Raw genomic sequence first — 17,149 nt, 5'->3', positions numbered from 1 at the left:
TTCGCTCCTATAGCTTATGATGATTTCGAAAACGACTTACGGATCGGAAAAGCAGCATCAAGTACGCCAATCAGACTAAGCGGCGGGAAGATGAGAAGCGGAATGGCGATAATAACCGGAACCGTCTTGTTCCATTTTCGTTGATGCGCAATGTAGAAGAAAAATCCGATTGCCTGAATCGTGAACGCATACCGCATGAGCGGCACCAAATTCATAAGCGCTACGGAGTAGAAGGAGCTGCTGCTCGTGTCTGCGAATATCTCCAGAATATACACCACCAAATAGAAGAAGACCATGATACGCGGAAGCATCCAGTCCTTTGCTTTTGGCATGGTGGGAATATCCTCGATTGAAGATGCCAGAATTTTGCGCGCAAAATATTGCGTAATGACCGCATACACGAAAGAAATCAGAATAATCGCCTGCGGGATCGAATGGATCATAACCCGGATGAGGGATTCCGTATAGTCGCTGTCCCATTCCTTCGGAAGCACATGCTCCGTTTCAAGGTCACTCACGAGTGCGCGGACAAATTCACCAATTTGATCAATAAACGATTGGTTCAGAACTCCTTCGAATAAAAGCAGCTCCGCCAGCAGACAAAACAGGATCGTCAACGTTGTGCGCCTTAGTATATACGGAGCTGACGCCCGCTTCCGATACATCTGCCCCATCACCATGGCGGGGATCAAGAAAAATAACGCGATAATGAGAACCGAAGGTCCCAGTATAACAGCCGCTATGATCCATACCGGTACAAGATGCAGTAAAAAGGACCGCGTTGACAGCGTCGTAAACAATATGACGTAAGGCACCATCAGCAGCATAATCGTCAGCATATTAAATACCGGGACTGCTAATGACAAAATAAGAAGCAAAGACGCACCGCTCCATAAAACTGCTTTCATACTGGGCTTACCTTTCAAGCCGTTCACCTCTTGCATACATAATCAGTAAACAAACATTCACACTCCATTATATCATAAAAGAAAAATAGATCACGCACATCCTTTAGCGCTTGCCGCCCGCCTCTTCCTGTAGCATGTGTCAAAGCTGCTGTACGCCACGCCATTGCTGATTGGGCGCCGGTTTTTCAGCCTGCTCTCCAACGTGCGTCGCCGGCTGCTGTCACTTCATAACGGCTGAACGGTCGCATCTATCATTTGCTTACCCTTAATTGGGTTTGGTGTAACAATAGCACCTGTCCGCCGTATATGCCGACGTTCCAGATTAAAACAAAAAGACGGTACCGTTTGCGGGCTCCGTCTTTTTGGCGCTCATTCCTATTCATGAAGCCCCTCCTGAAGTTAAGTCCGTATATGGAAATATATTCTCCTAGAACATATGGCCGTATACGAAAACCCGAGGAGATGCTGAGTTGTCATATTCTTGTGATGCCGGGTGCTTATGCTTCCAGAGCAATCGTGGGTGATCCTGGAATAAAGGACTGGCAATAATCAATAATTTCGCTTCTGCGGACAATACCGATGAAATGACCCCGGTCATCCACGACAGGAACAAAGTTCTGCACCTTCGAAAGGTCAATTAAATCCTTCATATCTGCATCAATCCGAACCGAACGGTTCATCATGCGAAGCGGCACATCCTGCAGCTTCACCTTATGGGCGTTCTCAAAATTCACACCCGGCGTGTTCTTCATGTACCAGAGCAAATCACCTTCGGTTACGGTTCCCGCATAACCGCCTTCTTCATTAATGATCGGGACCGCGGAATAGCGGTGATGCTCCATCTTCTCGAGGGTTTGCCTGAGCGTTGCATCCTGCGTTACCGTTACAACCTCCTGCTTAGGCAGCAGAAAAAACGCAATATTCATCCGTCATTCAACTCCAATCGTTCCTTTAGATTCACTATAAATTTCGTTATGACATATAACTTTTCGGACATGAATACAATCTTCTCGAGAGAGTCGATTATAGAAAGGATGATTTCCGTTCATGTCCAGTGCTTCCTTCGAACCTGATCGTTCCTCAACAGGTATAGACCCTAAAGTGGCAGGACTGCTTGCTTATTTCCTAGGCTTTATTACCGGTATTATATTCCTGATCGTGGAAAAACAGAGCCGGTTTGTGAAATTCCACGCTCTTCAGTCCATCGCCATATCCGTCATATTCATCGTCCTCAATATCGTCCTGGGCTTTATTCCCGTCATTGGCTGGCTCCTCGGCCTGATTCTGACACCTCTTGGCTTTATTCTATGGATTGCCCTGATGCTGCTTGCCCTCCAGGGCAAGCGCTTCAAGCTGCCGTATATCGGCGACTGGGCAGAACAGCAATCATATAAGTTCTGATTACCTGGGCAGTACCGGGATGGAAGCTTCCGTTGCTGCCTTTTTATGCTACCTATGTTTAGGATCCGGTTACGGGTTCAGGAACAGGGTGGCATGGCAATACCTTTTGGCCAGCGAATGAAAGTATGACGTACGGATCGAGATAACGGCAATGAACAATATATGGCGGAGTGCCTCCGTCTGTTCTTCACTTAATTTAGGCAGGATCTGCAGAAACGGCTCTGAAGCGCTATGAAGCATCTGCTCCATTATCGCCTCTCTATCCCGTGCATCAGAGTGAGGACGGGCCATATCAAGCAGACGGTAGCCGCTGGCGGCAAGCTCTTCGTACATTGCCGTATAAGAAGCATACAGCTCGAGCGGGCCGATCAGGTCATCCGTCTCATCCTCGGGTGTGTTAAACAGCCGGTCAAACAGCTTCCGGATTGAACCGAAATCAAGACTGGATTTGAGATCATCAATAATAAACAATAAAGCCGTTTGATTCAATGAATATTTTTTGCCGATCTTCGGACTGTCGAAAAAAGCCTTGAAATCTCTTTTTACCCAGTTTTGCATCGATGTAATCGACATTTGCGAAAATTGTATCAATCCGCCTAAAGCGGATATTTCCTGCAAAGAGAATCCTTTCACAACACGTCCCTTAATCAGCTTCACGAGGACCGGCGGCAGCTCGGTCGACAGAAACGCCGGGAGGGAAGACCCGGATTCGTATGCGTCACGGTGCGACTTTTTCCAAGCCTGCTGGAGAACCTGAAGGGGTTCACAGCAGCTGTGTCCATGCAGCGCGAGCAGCAAATCCGCCATCTCTTTGCGGGTAAGCGTAAAGGCTTCCACGGCGCTTACCTCCTTACGTAAACGGATTGGCTTGGTTTACAAGCTCATCTGAACTTATCATACGCCCCTGTACAGAGCCTTGTAAAGACGAGGTATTTGCCAATATCGCAGTGATAACTCCGTATTTTTCGTCATAATGGGGGGTATCGCCCCCGTAGAGTAAAATAGCAAGTTTGCATCTGCTAGCCGAAGTTCGTTATAGTAGATCATAGGAACTTATAATATTTTATAAAGGATTGTGAAGAACCGAAATGGACAGTAGTATAGGATTTAATCTGTTTATGATTGCTGTATTAATTGTATTGACCGCCTTCTTCGTTGCTACGGAGTTTGCGATTATCCGCCTTCGTGCGAGCCGTGTGGATCAACTGGTGCTCGAGGGCAAGAAGAACGCACTTGCCGTACAACGCGTGACAAGCAATCTTGATGCTTATCTGTCGGCTTGTCAGCTCGGTATTACGATTACCGCCCTCGGACTTGGTTGGTTAGGTGAGCCAACCGTCGAACGAATTATTCATCCGTTATTCGAGAAACTGGGCGTACACAGCGATTTGAATCATATTATTTCCTTTGTTATAGCATTCGTTGCCGTTACATTCCTGCATGTAGTCATGGGTGAACTTGCTCCGAAGACATGGGCAATCCAGAAAGCCGAATTTATCAGCTTTGCCGTTGCCAAACCAATTATCTACTTCCACAGGATTATGTACCCGTTCATTTGGGTGCTGAATGGCTCTGCCACTTTCCTAATCCGGTTGTTCGGACTGAAGGCAGTGAACGAGCATGAAGAAGCGCATAGTGAAGAAGAAATTCAGATTATCCTGAATGACAGCTTCCAAAGCGGCAAAATCAATAACACCGAATACGGTTACGTGAGCCGGATCTTCGCCTTTGATGAAATGCTGGCCAAAGAAATCATGGTTCCGCGTACCGATATGATTTGCTTATATACGAATAATTCATTAATTGACAATATGGATATTATCCGCAAAGAACAATATACCCGCTTCCCTGTTGCAACCGGCAGCAAGGATAACATTGTGGGCATGATCAATACCAAGCAGCTGTTCCTGGAATTCCAGGAGAACAAAGAATTCAACTTCCAGTCGCTTGTTCATCCGGTTCTGGCTGTATCCGAGGTACTGCCGGTGAAGACATTGCTCAAGCGTATGCAGCAGGAACGCGTTCATATCGCCATTCTGATGGATGAATACGGCGGTACTTCCGGTATGATTACAATCGAGGATATTCTGGAAGAGATCGTTGGCGAGATCCGTGACGAATTTGATGAGGACGAACGGAAGGAAATCGAGAAGCTTGCTGATAATTGCTACCTGCTCGATGGTAAAGTCTCGCTTGATCATGTAGCCGAATTAACGGGGGTAACGATCGATCAAGAAGATGTCGACACCGTTGGCGGTTGGTTGTTCACTGAATTTACGGAGCCGAAGCCGGGCAAAGAACTCCAATACGAGAATCTGCGCTTTATTGTCCGCGAGGTTGGCAAGCACCGCATCAAGAAGGTTGAACTTATTATCCAGAATGAAATGGATGACAGCACTCATGAAGCCGAGGTTGAAACGGCTTAATCTTATAACCAGCAAAGGGCAGCCGCGATGGCTGCCCTTTCTTTTTACCCTATTGTCCCGTCTGTCGCTCTTTAAGTAACTGCTTTAACAATGGCGGCGTAATCAGAGTGGTTAGAATAACAACCAGCACGACCGATGTAAAATACTTCTCGAGTAACAACCCGGATTCCAACCCCGTTGCCGCAATAATAAGGGCAACTTCGCCCCGCGACACCATACCGGCTCCGATTGCGACCGATGACCGATTGTTAAAGCCGGTCAGTCTTGCCCCAACTCCCCCGCCAAGCAGCTTCGTAACCGCTGCAACAAGCGTAACAAGCACAATGAAGAGCAGTTGCTCCCCCACGCCTTCAAATGTAATATGCAATCCGATACTAACAAAAAAGACCGGGACAAATAACGTATAGGCAATTGGCTCAATCTTGGCTTCCACCTCGTGCTTGAACGGTGTTTGCGATACAGCAATACCTGCAGCAAAAGCTCCGATGATCCCCGCAATGCCCATCTCGTCTGCAAAATACGAAAAAGCAAAGCATATAATCAGACCTGCGCTCATGACCGTCTCCGTTACCCGAAGAGGCGCAAACCACTTCAGGAAACGCGGAACAAGCAACCAGCCGGCTAGACCAATGACAAGGAAGAATAACAGCTTCTTTCCGATCAAGAGACCGATGGAAATATCACTTGCCGGCACCAGGAAGCTCATCATTACTGCCAGCAGGATAACAACAAGAACATCATCGACTACGGCAGCGCCCAGGATAGTCGTCCCTTCCCTCGACTGCAGCTTATTCATTTCCTTTAACGTCTGTACGGATATGCTAACCGATGTTGCACATAGCAGCAGTCCGAGGAATAGCGCTTCATTATTGGAGAGACCAAATGCCCCCGCAATCCCATATCCCCCGATAAATGGCAGAAGGATACCTCCAAATGCTACAGCAAATGACGGCTTCCAGTTCTTCCGCAGCTGCTCCAGATCGGTCTCAAGCCCCGCTATAAACATCAGCAACAAAACGCCTATCTCGGAGAAGTGGCCGATGAAATCATCGGGCTTAACCCACCCGAGCACGGCCGGCCCTATTACAATACCGGCCAGCAGCTTGCCAAGTACTGCCGGTTGTCCCAGCCTGACCGATAATGCACCAGCCGCTTTTGTAGATACTATAATAATAGCCAGGTACAAAATGAATTCCATATTTACTCCTTCCTCCTTCTATTCAGCATAACAAAAGGAGCCCGCATCTATGCAGGCTCCTTAAAAAAGACAGAAGGAGCCCATAGTGACAGGCTCCTCCAGTTAAAACATATTTATTCCTGATACGTACAGAACAGTTGCAGGTTCCGTTTTCTTGAAAAAAAACTATTTCAAGAACGAGAACAGACCGTTCACATGAGTCAGGTAACGAACGTTACTTGCTTCTTTCATCAATGTAGCCGCTGTACCTTTCAGCTTCAGCTGGCTTGCACCGATTGTTCCGATTGCATCTTTACGGCCAAGGCTCGCGAGTACGCCGGAGTTCACGAATTCGAACGATTTAAGCGGCAGACCTTTCAACGATGCAAACAGGTTGTAACCGATGCACTCGCCCATTTGCCATGCGATTTGCGCGCTTGGCGGGTAAGGACGGCCTTCTGGACCCATTACAAACGCGTTGTCGCCAGCAAGGAAAACATCAGAGTGGGAAGTCGATTGCAGGAATTCCGTTACCGATGCACGGCCGCGGTTAACTTCGATACCACAGTTTGCTACAACAGGATTGCCTGTAACGCCGCCTGTCCAAACGAACGTATTCGTTTCGATTGAGCTGCCGTCTTTCAGCATAACTTTGTTGCCTTGAACTTCAGTAACCGCAACACCCATGATCAGGTTAACGCCGCGGTTTGTCAGGCTGGTTTTCGCACGCTCAAGAAGATCAGCCGGGAAGCCCATCAGGATTGTTGGGCCAGCTTCAATGTTGTACAGGGAGATTTCGTTACGGTCTACGCCGTGCTCCGCACACCATTTTGGAAGCATATCCACGATCTCGCCGATCAGCTCGATACCTGTCAGGCCGCCGCCGCCAACAACGATTGTTGCGTCTGCTTTGTTTTTCGATTGTGCGTATGCCGCAATGCGGTTTTGGATATGTGCGCTAACTTGCTTCGCTTCTTCAACCGATTTCAGCGTCAAGCTGTTTTCTTCCAGGCCAGGAATACCGAAGAATGCCGTTTCGCCGCCCAGAGCAACTACCAGCTGGTCATATTTCACTGTGCCGTTGCCAGCCAGCTTCACATGTTTTTTCTCTGGATCGATGTTCTCAACGGTATCGATAACCAGGTTAACCGATTTGCCTTTCAGCAGTTTCTCCAAAGGAAGCGCTACGTTTCCTTCGTTTACGCCGCTTACAGCCAGACGGTGAAGTTCAGTAATGATTTGGTGGTAAGGCGTTTTGTTGATTACTGTAATTTCCGCTTCTTCAGGCGAAATATATTTACGAGCTGTCAGTGCGCTCAGAAGACCGCCGTAACCGCCGCCCAGGATTAAAATTTGCTTAGCCATATTTACCCTCCGCTCTTGTGTGATTAAACGTTTTTACGCTCAGCCAATACGTTCAGGAACGATTGTGCAAAACGAAGCGTTGCTTGTACTTGCGGATCCTTCAGCATTTTCAGAATGCCAAAGAGACCAATTGTCGACGTATCAGCTTGTGCGCGGTCGCCAGCTTCTACAGCTGCGTTAGCGATGCCTTTAGTTGTGTCAACGATTGGTTTAACGAATTCGCCAAAGCCATGAACCATATCGTTCACAAGAACTTTGTCGTTAGCTACAGTAGTAGCAACATCATAAGCTTTGGTCATCAGAGTCACCAATTCTGCCAGTTTAGGCAGGTGGTTCACCAGTTGAGTCAGCGATTGCTGAATTTCTGGTTGCAGCAGTTGCTCAAGCACGTCCAGTTCACGTACGGAACCGGATTCCTCAGGTAATTTCGTTACGGTTTCAGACATACGAATGCATCCCTCTTTCCATCTGTAATCGATCAAATGATTTACTTGCATAAGCCGTTATTCCACAACTGTAATTTAAAGTGAAATTATTCACAATGAAGCTCTAACATCATCGCCGACTTATATGCACGAACTACATCTTATTGTATTCCTCTTCCGCCAAATGATCAATTCCTATTTTTATGAATTTGCAAGGTAAAATCGCTTAAAATTCGAAAAAAGCCCACCGAGAGGTTAGTCTCGATGGGCTTTTAACTACTTACTACTCAGTAGTGTACGGCAGCAATGCTACTGTACGAGCACGTTTAATCGCAACCGTCAGCAGACGTTGGTATTTCGCACTAGTTCCAGTTACACGACGTGGCAAGATTTTGCCGCGCTCGCTGATAAACTTTTTGAGCAGATCAGTATCTTTATAGTCAATGTGAGAAATTTTGTTCACAGTGAAGAAACATACTTTACGGCGTTTGTTGCGTCCGCCTTTGCGGCCGCCGAATTTGCGCTCTGGACGCTCTCCGTCTCCGCCTTCTCTTTGCTTGAAGCTCATTCGAACCCATCCTTTCGATTAAAATGGCAAGTCATCTTCTGATATATCGATCGGTCGACCGTCATCCGAGAACGGATCACGGCTGTTGTTGTTGCGTGGAGTACTAGGCCGGCTTCCGCCGCCGCCGTTACCGCCGCCATTAGGAGCGTTACCGCCGCCGCCGCCAAAAGATCCTCCGCCGCTGTTGTTGCTTCCGGCATAACTGCCACTCTCTTGCGGTGCTCCGCCTTCACGGTTAGATTCCAAGAAGCGAACGTTATCGGCAATAACTTCCGTCACATAGACGCGTTTACCTTCGTTGTTCTCGTAGTTACGCACCTGAATGCGTCCTTCTACCGCGGTTAAGCGACCTTTACGCAAGTAATTAGCGCATGTCTCAGCCAGCTGCCGCCAAGTTACGACCGGAATAAAATCCGCTTCGCGCTCGCCCTGACCGCTCGTAAACGGCCGGTCTACTGCTATCGTAAATTGCGTAACTGCTACACCCGCAGGTGTATAACGCAATTCGGGGTCTCTTGTTAATCTGCCAATCAGTATTACACGATTCAACATCGCCTCTGGACCTCCCAATCGAACATCTAGCGTGGATTAAGCAACGTCTCTGACGATCAAGAAACGGATAACTTCATCCGTAATTTTCATGATGCGGTCAAGCTCATTAACAACTTCGTTGTTCGCGTTGAAATGAACCAGAACGTAGTAACCATCACGAATCTTATTGATCTCATACGCAAGACGGCGTTTACCGATCACATCTTGCTTCGTGACTTCCCCGCCATTGTTAATGATGCCACTGAATTTGTCGACGATGGCTTGAACGTTTTCTTGTTCAACGTCCGGACGAATGATGTACATCACTTCATATTTGCGCATTGTGTTTCACCTCCTTTTGGACTAAGCGGCCCCCGAAAGGGCAAGGAGCGAGATTATTACTCGCATCTACACAGTATAGCAAATCGCCTACCCATTGACAAGTCATCCGCCGCTCCCGATTTCTGCCTTTCATGTCCCCGTCCTATCCGGTCAATACTAACAATCGGACAAGGAGGTGATCAAGTATGGGTGAATGGACAGTGTTTTCCCCCGGCGACCATGCGCCAAACGACGGCACCTATATTGAAACGGGCGATAATTCTTACCATATGGGCATTAACAATCCGAAGAAAGTTCAGTTGAAACGGGGAGAGAGATTCCCGGAAACATCAAACCATGAACGCAGATGGAAACGGATGGGGCACAACTAATTTTTTTTAACCGTTCCGAATAAGATCTTTAGGTCTCGGACATTATAAGTATCGACGGTGAAGAGAGGTGTGGTTCCATTGGACCTGTATAGGGGCAAGGACTACTAGAGAATTTAACTACTCATCACTTAAGAAGCGAGGCGTTGTGCTAAATACACGTTGCTGTAACACACGAGCAGTCACGATCGGATAAGCGATGAAGCATTAGTGGAATTGTGTACCGATCTGTGGGAGTTGCACCTGGTTTTCTGTTGTATGATCATGTAAAATTCATCGAAACTTACAACACCGTCGGAAGAGGGACTCGCAAGAGTCCCTCTTTTTATGTTCCCGCTATCCTTCACTGCCTTTGACCTGCAAGCAGCCTTCCGACATAGAGCCCGCTTGCCGCAGCTTGTGATAAAGAATGGGTTGTCCCCGAGCAATCACCTATTACATACAAGCCGCCCACCTTCGTCTCGAATGACCTGCTTGTCTCAATAGCGGCAGAATACAGCTTGCCGTCGATCGCATAGAGAATGGTATCCTCATCAACCCTCTCCCCCAACAGCTTTTCTAGAGCGTCCAGGAAGGCCAAGGTTGCCTCTATATAACGTTCCGGCACCTCTTCCCGCAGATCTGTAAATTCAGCCTCAAGAGTTGGCATTACGCTTCTTGTCCCTGTCCCGCTGTCTGTCCCCTTGCATTGCCCCTTTCGAAGTGCGCCAAACCTCTGGGCAGCAATCCGGTGACGATTCCGGTTAATTCGGCTAACGATATCCCGGAAGTAGGCATCGGCCTCCTCCAGTGTCGGGAAATGGTTCGCAATGAATAAAGTAAAATTAAGATTGGGACTGCCCTCTTCCTTCTCCCGGTAATTTTGCCCGTCTGGCATCGCCAGTCCTTCCTGAAGCTTCAGAACAACCCTGCCCTGCGGATTCATACAGTAGGTCGTAGCGGTATAATCCTGTCCCTTGAAGCTAAGTTTGGTTTCAAAAGACCTCTTTAATAAGGAATCCAGTTGATTCCCCCTCATCTCTATCCGAAGACCAAGATCCACTCTGGCCTCCCCCTGGTTGATTCCAAGCAATTGGCATTGTTTAGTGAGCCAATCGTTTCCGCTTCTGCCTGTTGCCATAATAACCCGGCCAGAATCAACGACCGTCCCGTCAGGCAGCTCTATCGTGAATCGGCTGTCCATTTTCTTCTCTATTCGCACCGGCTCCGCTTCGAACCGCATTGTTATTTTGGATTGTAAGTAATCGTACAACCGCTGAAGGACAACCTTTGATAATTTCGTTCCCAAATGCCGGGTTTTCGTCGTCAGCACTCCGAATCCGGCTTCTTTCGCCCGGGACGACAGCTCAGGATCATAGGTGTGATACATTTCTGCTGCGCTTCCCCCGTATTTGCATAATAGGGCATCTACGTCCTCCATCAGCTGCAATGCCGTATCATAGCCCGTTTTCCGCTCCAGTTCACCGCCAAAATCATTCGTAAAGTTGTATTTGCCTTCTGACATACCCAGACCGCCAAAACCTATGTAACTGTCGCTCCGCTCCTCCAGCTTCCTGCCTTTATCGAGCAGCAATATTTTCATTCCGCTTTCGGCTAACTCATAGGCGGCAAAGATCCCGCTGACTCCTGCTCCCACAATCGTAATATCATATCGATTCAATCCAATCACCTGCTTCCCATGGACATAAAAAAAGCCCCTACGTTTCCGTAGGAGCTTCTATTGTTATGTAACCGCCTAAGCGTTATTTACGAAAATGGCGGAGAGGGTGGGATTCGAACCCACGCACGCTTTGACACGCCTAGCTGATTTCGAGTCAGCCCCCTTGGGCCTCTTGGGTACCTCTCCGTTTGTGTCAAGCAAAAACTATAATATCACACGCCTTGTCCTAATGCAACAGTTTTCTAAAAAATAATTAGGCCTGTCCGCTTTCCCCGGAATCAGCAGCGGAGCGCAGTACTTTCTTCATATTTTTCTCGAACTTCGCTCTCGGAATCAGTACGCTATGCTTGCAGCCCACACATTTGATGCGGATATCCATTCCCATCCGGATAATCTCCATCTCATTGGAGCCGCAGGGATGCTGCTTCTTCATTTGAACGATATCGCCAAGCTCGAACTGTTTACGCTCCATTCGGATCGCCGCCCCTTTCATTGCGATGATACGTTACCATTCGCGGATACGGAATGTCAATTCCGTGACCGTCCAGCACTTTCTTGATATAAGCATTTAAAGCTCTTGCTACGATGGGCTGCGTATTCGGAAGACATTCGGCCGTTACGCGTACCTTCACCTCGGTCGAAAGCATGGTCTGAATGCCTAGCACTTCCGGAGGCTTGACCAGATTGTCATTTTCGAAACGCTCCAGTTCCCGTCGGATAATCGAGATTGCTTTTTCAGCATCCTCTTCATACCCAATCGAAACGTCAATAAAAGCAATCGAATTATGCATCGAGAAATTCGTCACTTCATTAATCATGCCGTTCGGAATAATATGAACCTCTCCCGTCCAGCTGTGGATCCGGGTTGCCCGAAGCCCGATCACCTCGACCGTCCCTTTGAAAGTACCGGTCTGAATCACATCGCCAACGGCAAATTGATCTTCAAATATAATAAAGAAGCCTGTAATGATATCTTTCACCAGACTTTGGGCTCCAAAGCCGATAGCTAGTCCGATAACGCCTGCCCCAGCAAGCAGCGGCGCAAGCTGAACACCAAATTCGCCAAGTACCAGCATGCCAATAATGAAATAGCCGGCGTAAGAGATTATATTTTTGACCAGCTTGCCTACCGTTGTCATTCTTCTTGTCTGAAGAACCAGCCGATTGGACGTCTGATTAATGACAACCCGGTCGATGGTTTTGTTCGCGATCCAAATAATAACCTGTCCGATAATAATAATAACTGCAATGCGCAAGACTGATTGTCCAAAACCTTCCCATGTTGTCTGGCTTGTAATCCATGCTGCAAAATCTTTATAGTAGGCCTGAATATCCATTCTACCGCACCATCCTTACTTCACTACAAGTTCACTTGTTCATACCCGGCTTGCACCGGTTTGAATACCCCTCTTATTTCTACGTTCTCTGTTTCAATAACATGCTTGACCGTTTCCAGTTCTTCTTCCGGAAAATGAATCGATAACGCGCAGCCAGCCGTAATCTCCTTCGGCGTAGGGCAAATATCGATTTCAACCTCTGCATATTCCAGCAGCATCTCTGCCCGCAGCGCCTGCTGCGTCGAATCAAAGGCGATTAACATTGCAATTTTCTCCTCTCCCTCACCCTATAGAGCGAAACTATTGGCTTCGCGACGTATAAAATGGTTGTCTCATCCATATACTAGTATCATATTGGCATTTACGGAGGGGATTCTATGAAACTATCATTTATGAAGGATGTACCATTGAAGGTTCCTTACACGGAAGCAAATGCTGTTGGTCAAATCGTCAGCCGGCTTTCTCTTATGATTGATGAGCTGTCTGCCGGGCGGCCGATCGTCATCGTCTGCGTTGGAACGGACCGTTCAACTGGCGACTCCCTTGGCCCATTGATCGGCACGACACTTTCCAAATATCAGAGTCCCCACTTCTCCCTTTACGGCACCTTGGAAGAGCCTGTACATGCCATGAACCTCGAAGATACCCTTCATCAAATTAACCGCACTTATCATAAACCGTTTGTCATCGGCATTGACGCCTGCCTTGGACAAGTGGCCAGTATCGGTTCCATTCAATTAGGCACAGGACCTGTAAGGCCGGGTGCAGGCGTAAACAAGGAGCTTCCTCCCGTTGGCGACATCCATATTACCGGCATTGTGAATGTTGGCGGATTCATGGAATATTTTGTCCTCCAGAACACCCGTCTACACCTGGTTATGAAAATGGCCGACATCATTGCTTCAAGCGTATTCTCCTCCATCATGAACAGCATCCACGTCTCTGCCCGTTCCAGAGAACAGGCAGCGGCCCTGGAACACCCTCATTCCAACTAATCTATTTCGCTTCGGCAATCGCCTTGCGCTCTTCTGGAGTAAGCGTATAGTTCGACTCACCTTTGTTAACTGGCTTGGCATACACATAAGTATTCTCCCGGCTATGCAGCCCAGAGATTACAAACCCGTCCTGGGATGCATTTACTACAGCAATCGAGAAGCTCAGATCACTTCCCTGATCAGCAAATGCATTGTACCGCAGAATGCCAACACGTCCTTTTTCCTGTTGTTGCACGTCCTTTACCTGCTCCAACTGCTTTTGCATCTTTTCGCTTTGCAGCTCTTGTGCTGTTATGGACTGCTTCAAATCAATAATGACTTCCTCCAGGTTCGTGATGCCGGTGTTGCCCATGACTTCCACATACTGTTTTCTAAGTTTTTTCAGTCTTCTTCCAACTACTGAAACTCTAATCAATAACACGATGACCAACAATGCCAGTACAACCGTAACCCCATTCATCGGGTTATTCGTCCACTCATCCATTTCGAACTTCCGCCCCCAGAAAATTATGCTAAGAATATTGCTTCCGTATTTCTTTCACTGCTGAAACAAGGGCATCCGCTTCTTGCTCTGTTGTGAAACAACCTACACTTGCTCGTACTGCGCCTGTTCCTGTCGTACCTGCACAGGCATGGGCTAGCGGTGTGCAATGGAAACCTGCTCTAACCGCAATCTGATAATGCTGATCTAGAATAAAGGACATTTCTGAAGGGTCAATCCCTTCCGCTACAAATGCGACGATCCCCGTTCTTTCTTCACCAAGCTTTGGCCCAAGAACTTTCACCCCGTCTACAGACAACAGCCCCTCCATAATCCGCTGGGTTAACACCCATTCCTTAGTATGGATGTTATGAACCGTCTCATGCAGGACATGCTCAACGCCCGCCTTCAGACCTGCCAGGCCGGGTGTATTTTGCGTCCCCGCCTCATACCGATCTGGACGTACGCTAGGCTGCTCAGGCGCCTCAGATTGGCTCCCTGTTCCGCCGTGCAGTTGAGGTACGAGATCGACGTTAGGATGGATATACAAGCCTCCTGTGCCCTGTGGACCAAGCAGTCCCTTATGCCCCGGGAACGCCATCATATCGATCCCCATTGCCTCGACATCAATGTCCAGAATGCCAGCACTTTGAGCCGCGTCAACAAGCAGTTTAATCCCTTTGCTTCTGGCAAGTTCGCCAATCTGAGCAACAGGTGCTATGGTTCCAAGCAGATTAGAACTATGATTAACGATTATTAATGAAGTTTGTGCAGTTATTGCTGAAGCAATCCGGTCAACGTGAACACGGCCGGCCTCATCCGCTTCTACATAGGTAACCTGAATACCAAGCGCATGTTTCAAATACTCGAGCGGCCTTCTAACGGAATTGTGCTCCACCGATGTTGCGATCACATGATCCCCGCTTTTAACCCAGCCTTTGATCGCCATGTTTAAAGCAGCCGTCGTATTAGATGCAAATGCTATATCATTCGGATTTTTAATCCGAAACAGCTTACTTAATTGCTTCCTCGTATCAAACAAAACACGGCTTGCTTTTACCGCCATCCGATGGCTTCCGCGTCCCGGATTAGCCGCTTCATGAAGCATCGCATACTGCATCGCTTCCAGCACGGCAGGCGGCTTTGGCCACGAAGTCGCTGCATGATCCAAATAGATAATCTTTTCCACCTTTATATTCTTCCTCCTTTCTCTTCTTCCCTCTCAAAACACTCTCTCAAAAATCAAAGAGTTTACAAGCTTCTTGTTTTAAATAAATTTAGATTTCTCCGGAATGAAACGTGATTTACCGCAAAAAACAACGTTAGCTACTTCACCTTGAAACAAAAGAATAGCATACCTTAGTTTAATCTTTCGAATCAAAGATTACAACTTTGGTATGCTAGAATCCAGCCTATATTATGCCATATTTTGGAGCAGCTCGAGCAGTCGCTCCAGATCCTGCTTGTTGAAGTATTGCAGCTCGATTTTCCCTTTATCTTTTTGCTGTTTGATTTTAACTGTCGTTTTGAATCGGTCTCTTAACGACTCTTCCAAACTCTCAATGTAAGGATCACGTTTCTTCGACTTCGCTTTCGCCTTGGCCGCTTCCGCCGTCTCCTTCACCTCAAGCTTCTGAATCGCTTCCTCCAAATCACGTACGCTCCATCCAAGACTAACAGTACGATTAGCCATATCCTTCTGGATCGCCGCATCCTTGATCCCGACTAAAGCTCTCGCATGCCCCATCGATATTGTTCCACGTGAAACATTATCTTTGATTTCTGCAGGCAATGCCAGAAGCCGCAGGAAGTTGGCAATATGAGAACGGGACTTGCCCACCTTCATCGACAACTCTTCCTGAGTCAGCTTGAACTTATCCATCAGCCCTTGATAGGCCATTGCTGTTTCTATCGCATTCAGGTCCTCACGTTGAAGGTTTTCGATTAGCGCAATTTCCATGACCTGTTGGTCAGAAAAAGCACGAACTACTGCTGGTACCGTTGCATTGCCGCACAACTGAGAAGCGCGGAAACGTCTTTCCCCTGCAATAATCTCATAACCTTTGAGAACCGTACGAACGATAATCGGTTGAATGACACCATGCTGTTTGATGGACTCTGCCAATTCTTTAATGGAATCGTCATCAAATGTTTTGCGTGGTTGATATGGATTCGGACGCAATTGCCCCAATTGAATTTCTATGACTTTATCGTCTTCGCTTACCGAAAGCGATGGAATAAGCGCATCAAGTCCTCTACCTAGCCGCTTGCTCATACATAATCACTTCCTTAGCAAGTTCAAGATATACTTCAGCACCTTTGGATCTTGGATCATACGTAATAATCGCTTCACCATGTGATGGAGCTTCGCTCAAGCGGACATTACGCGGAATAATCGTTTGATACACTTTTTGCTGAAAATACTTTTTCACTTCTTCAATGACCTGAATACCCAGGTTTGTCCGTGCATCGAGCATCGTTAACAATACACCTTCGATCTGAAGGGATGTGTTCAGATGTTTTTGAACAAGCCTTACTGTATTTAAGAGCTGGCTTAACCCTTCCAGCGCGTAATATTCGCATTGAATTGGAATGATAACCGAATCAGATGCTGTCAAGGAATTGATCGTCAGAAGACCAAGCGACGGCGGACAATCAATTAAAATATAGTCAAATTGATCCTTCACGAGATGGAGTGCCTTCTTTAAGCGAAGCTCTCGTGAAATTGTTGGAACCATCTCAATCTCGGCACCTGCGAGTTGGATGGTGGCCGGAATGATTTTAAGTCCTTCAATCTTCGTTTCGAACATGGCATCCTTCGGATGTACATCGTTAATAAGAACATCATAAATGCAATTATTGACGTCTGCTTTGTTGATGCCAATACCGCTTGTTGTATTACCTTGCGGGTCTATGTCAACGAGCAACACCCGTTTACCGAGTGTTGCCATGCAAGCCCCTAAGTTAACAGACGTTGTCGTTTTACCAACACCGCCCTTTTGATTGGCTATTGCTATAATTTTAGACAAACTTGTTCACCTCTGTGTCCAAACTTTTAATCCCATGATGACAATTGCACTAACGGTGAAACGTATCGGTATAAACGGTTTTGCCGCCCTCATAGAGGACGGCCCGGATTAGTACTATTACGTTCATCATCGACGA

General features: G+C 47.3%; 21 protein-coding genes and 1 tRNA gene. 4 read left to right on the top strand and 18 right to left on the bottom strand.

What is annotated here, in order from left to right:
- Positions 1-14: 14 nt before the first annotated feature.
- The gene (locus tag BM200_RS24715) at positions 15-908 is read right to left on the bottom strand and encodes a DUF2232 domain-containing protein (protein WP_245773144.1); all 894 of its coding nucleotides are present in this window, start codon (positions 906-908) and stop codon (positions 15-17) included.
- A gap of 497 nt (positions 909-1,405) precedes the next feature.
- Positions 1,406-1,834, bottom strand: coding sequence for a CBS domain-containing protein (locus BM200_RS24710; protein WP_091189341.1), 429 nt, complete (start codon positions 1,832-1,834; stop codon positions 1,406-1,408).
- Positions 1,835-1,955: 121 nt separating this feature from the next.
- Between BM200_RS24710 and BM200_RS24705 the strand changes: the two genes are divergently transcribed.
- On the top strand, positions 1,956-2,309 hold the full coding sequence (locus BM200_RS24705; protein WP_091189340.1) for a DUF4870 domain-containing protein: 354 nt from the start codon (positions 1,956-1,958) through the stop codon (positions 2,307-2,309).
- A gap of 69 nt (positions 2,310-2,378) precedes the next feature.
- On the opposite strand, the gene BM200_RS24700 is transcribed toward BM200_RS24705, so the two are convergent.
- A complete protein-coding gene (locus BM200_RS24700) occupies positions 2,379-3,146 on the bottom strand; it encodes a DUF1836 domain-containing protein (RefSeq protein WP_091189339.1) in 768 nt (255 codons plus the stop codon).
- Between the two features lie 251 nt (positions 3,147-3,397).
- On the opposite strand from BM200_RS24700, the gene BM200_RS24695 reads away from it, so the two are divergent.
- Positions 3,398-4,735, top strand: coding sequence for a hemolysin family protein (locus tag BM200_RS24695; RefSeq protein ID WP_091189338.1), 1,338 nt, complete (start codon positions 3,398-3,400; stop codon positions 4,733-4,735).
- 49 nt (positions 4,736-4,784) lie between these two features.
- Here the strand turns inward: BM200_RS24695 and BM200_RS24690 are convergent, their stop codons facing one another.
- The 6 genes from BM200_RS24690 to rpsF form a co-directional block, all read right to left on the bottom strand.
- Positions 4,785-5,933: a cation:proton antiporter gene (locus tag BM200_RS24690; protein WP_091189337.1), complete on the bottom strand. Its 1,149-nt coding sequence runs from the start codon at positions 5,931-5,933 to the stop codon at positions 4,785-4,787.
- Positions 5,934-6,098: 165 nt separating this feature from the next.
- Complete coding sequence (locus BM200_RS24685; protein WP_091189336.1) at positions 6,099-7,277, bottom strand: NAD(P)/FAD-dependent oxidoreductase; 1,179 nt, start codon at positions 7,275-7,277, stop codon at positions 6,099-6,101.
- 23 nt (positions 7,278-7,300) lie between these two features.
- A complete protein-coding gene (locus tag BM200_RS24680) occupies positions 7,301-7,723 on the bottom strand; it encodes a DUF1641 domain-containing protein (protein WP_091189335.1) in 423 nt (140 codons plus the stop codon).
- A gap of 262 nt (positions 7,724-7,985) precedes the next feature.
- Entirely contained in the window at positions 7,986-8,270 is a 285-nt protein-coding gene (gene rpsR / locus BM200_RS24675) for a 30S ribosomal protein S18 (protein ID WP_091189334.1), read from the bottom strand.
- Between the two features lie 18 nt (positions 8,271-8,288).
- Positions 8,289-8,822 carry a single-stranded DNA-binding protein gene (ssb, locus tag BM200_RS24670; protein WP_091189333.1) on the bottom strand — a complete coding sequence of 178 codons (534 nt, stop codon included), beginning with the start codon at positions 8,820-8,822 and terminating at the stop codon, positions 8,289-8,291.
- A 36-nt stretch (positions 8,823-8,858) separates the two neighbouring features.
- Positions 8,859-9,143, bottom strand: a complete 285-nt coding sequence (gene rpsF, locus BM200_RS24665; RefSeq protein ID WP_091189332.1) for a 30S ribosomal protein S6 — start codon at positions 9,141-9,143, stop codon at positions 8,859-8,861.
- A gap of 185 nt (positions 9,144-9,328) precedes the next feature.
- Between rpsF and BM200_RS24660 the strand changes: the two genes are divergently transcribed.
- Complete coding sequence (locus BM200_RS24660) at positions 9,329-9,514, top strand: YjzC family protein (protein ID WP_091189331.1); 186 nt, start codon at positions 9,329-9,331, stop codon at positions 9,512-9,514.
- 340 nt (positions 9,515-9,854) lie between these two features.
- Here BM200_RS24660 and BM200_RS24655 read toward each other — a convergent pair whose 3' ends face one another.
- The 5 genes from BM200_RS24655 to BM200_RS24635 form a co-directional block, all read right to left on the bottom strand.
- A complete protein-coding gene (locus BM200_RS24655; protein ID WP_091189330.1) occupies positions 9,855-11,171 on the bottom strand; it encodes an NAD(P)/FAD-dependent oxidoreductase in 1,317 nt (438 codons plus the stop codon).
- A 95-nt stretch (positions 11,172-11,266) separates the two neighbouring features.
- Positions 11,267-11,357: transfer RNA gene (locus BM200_RS24650), tRNA-Ser, on the bottom strand.
- A 67-nt stretch (positions 11,358-11,424) separates the two neighbouring features.
- A complete protein-coding gene (locus tag BM200_RS24645; protein ID WP_091189329.1) occupies positions 11,425-11,643 on the bottom strand; it encodes a DUF951 domain-containing protein in 219 nt (72 codons plus the stop codon).
- Positions 11,633-12,508, bottom strand: a complete 876-nt coding sequence (locus tag BM200_RS24640; protein WP_245773143.1) for a mechanosensitive ion channel family protein — start codon at positions 12,506-12,508, stop codon at positions 11,633-11,635. Before BM200_RS24640 ends, BM200_RS24645 begins: the two co-directional genes overlap by 11 nt.
- Positions 12,509-12,531: 23 nt before the next feature.
- On the bottom strand, positions 12,532-12,771 hold the full coding sequence (locus BM200_RS24635) for a putative Se/S carrier protein (protein WP_091189328.1): 240 nt from the start codon (positions 12,769-12,771) through the stop codon (positions 12,532-12,534).
- A gap of 114 nt (positions 12,772-12,885) precedes the next feature.
- On the opposite strand from BM200_RS24635, the gene yyaC reads away from it, so the two are divergent.
- Positions 12,886-13,503: a spore protease YyaC gene (gene yyaC, locus BM200_RS24630; RefSeq protein ID WP_091189327.1), complete on the top strand. Its 618-nt coding sequence runs from the start codon at positions 12,886-12,888 to the stop codon at positions 13,501-13,503.
- Between the two features lies 1 nt (position 13,504).
- Here yyaC and BM200_RS24625 read toward each other — a convergent pair whose 3' ends face one another.
- The 4 genes from BM200_RS24625 to BM200_RS24610 all read right to left on the bottom strand — a co-directional run bounded on the left by BM200_RS24625 (position 13,505) and on the right by BM200_RS24610 (position 17,013).
- On the bottom strand, positions 13,505-13,987 hold the full coding sequence (locus tag BM200_RS24625; protein ID WP_091189326.1) for a DUF4446 family protein: 483 nt from the start codon (positions 13,985-13,987) through the stop codon (positions 13,505-13,507).
- 28 nt (positions 13,988-14,015) lie between these two features.
- Positions 14,016-15,173, bottom strand: coding sequence for an aminotransferase class V-fold PLP-dependent enzyme (locus BM200_RS24620; RefSeq protein WP_091189325.1), 1,158 nt, complete (start codon positions 15,171-15,173; stop codon positions 14,016-14,018).
- Between the two features lie 228 nt (positions 15,174-15,401).
- Positions 15,402-16,259 carry a ParB/RepB/Spo0J family partition protein gene (locus tag BM200_RS24615; protein WP_091189324.1) on the bottom strand — a complete coding sequence of 286 codons (858 nt, stop codon included), beginning with the start codon at positions 16,257-16,259 and terminating at the stop codon, positions 15,402-15,404.
- A complete protein-coding gene (locus BM200_RS24610) occupies positions 16,240-17,013 on the bottom strand; it encodes a ParA family protein (RefSeq protein ID WP_091189323.1) in 774 nt (257 codons plus the stop codon). Before BM200_RS24610 ends, BM200_RS24615 begins: the two co-directional genes overlap by 20 nt.
- Positions 17,014-17,149: the final 136 nt, after the last annotated feature.

Source organism: Paenibacillus catalpae (assembly GCF_900112695.1).
Lineage (GTDB): Bacteria > Bacillota > Bacilli > Paenibacillales > Paenibacillaceae > Pristimantibacillus > Pristimantibacillus catalpae.
Note: the sequence above shows the minus strand (reverse complement) of the source record. Positions and strands in the feature narration are given on the sequence as shown.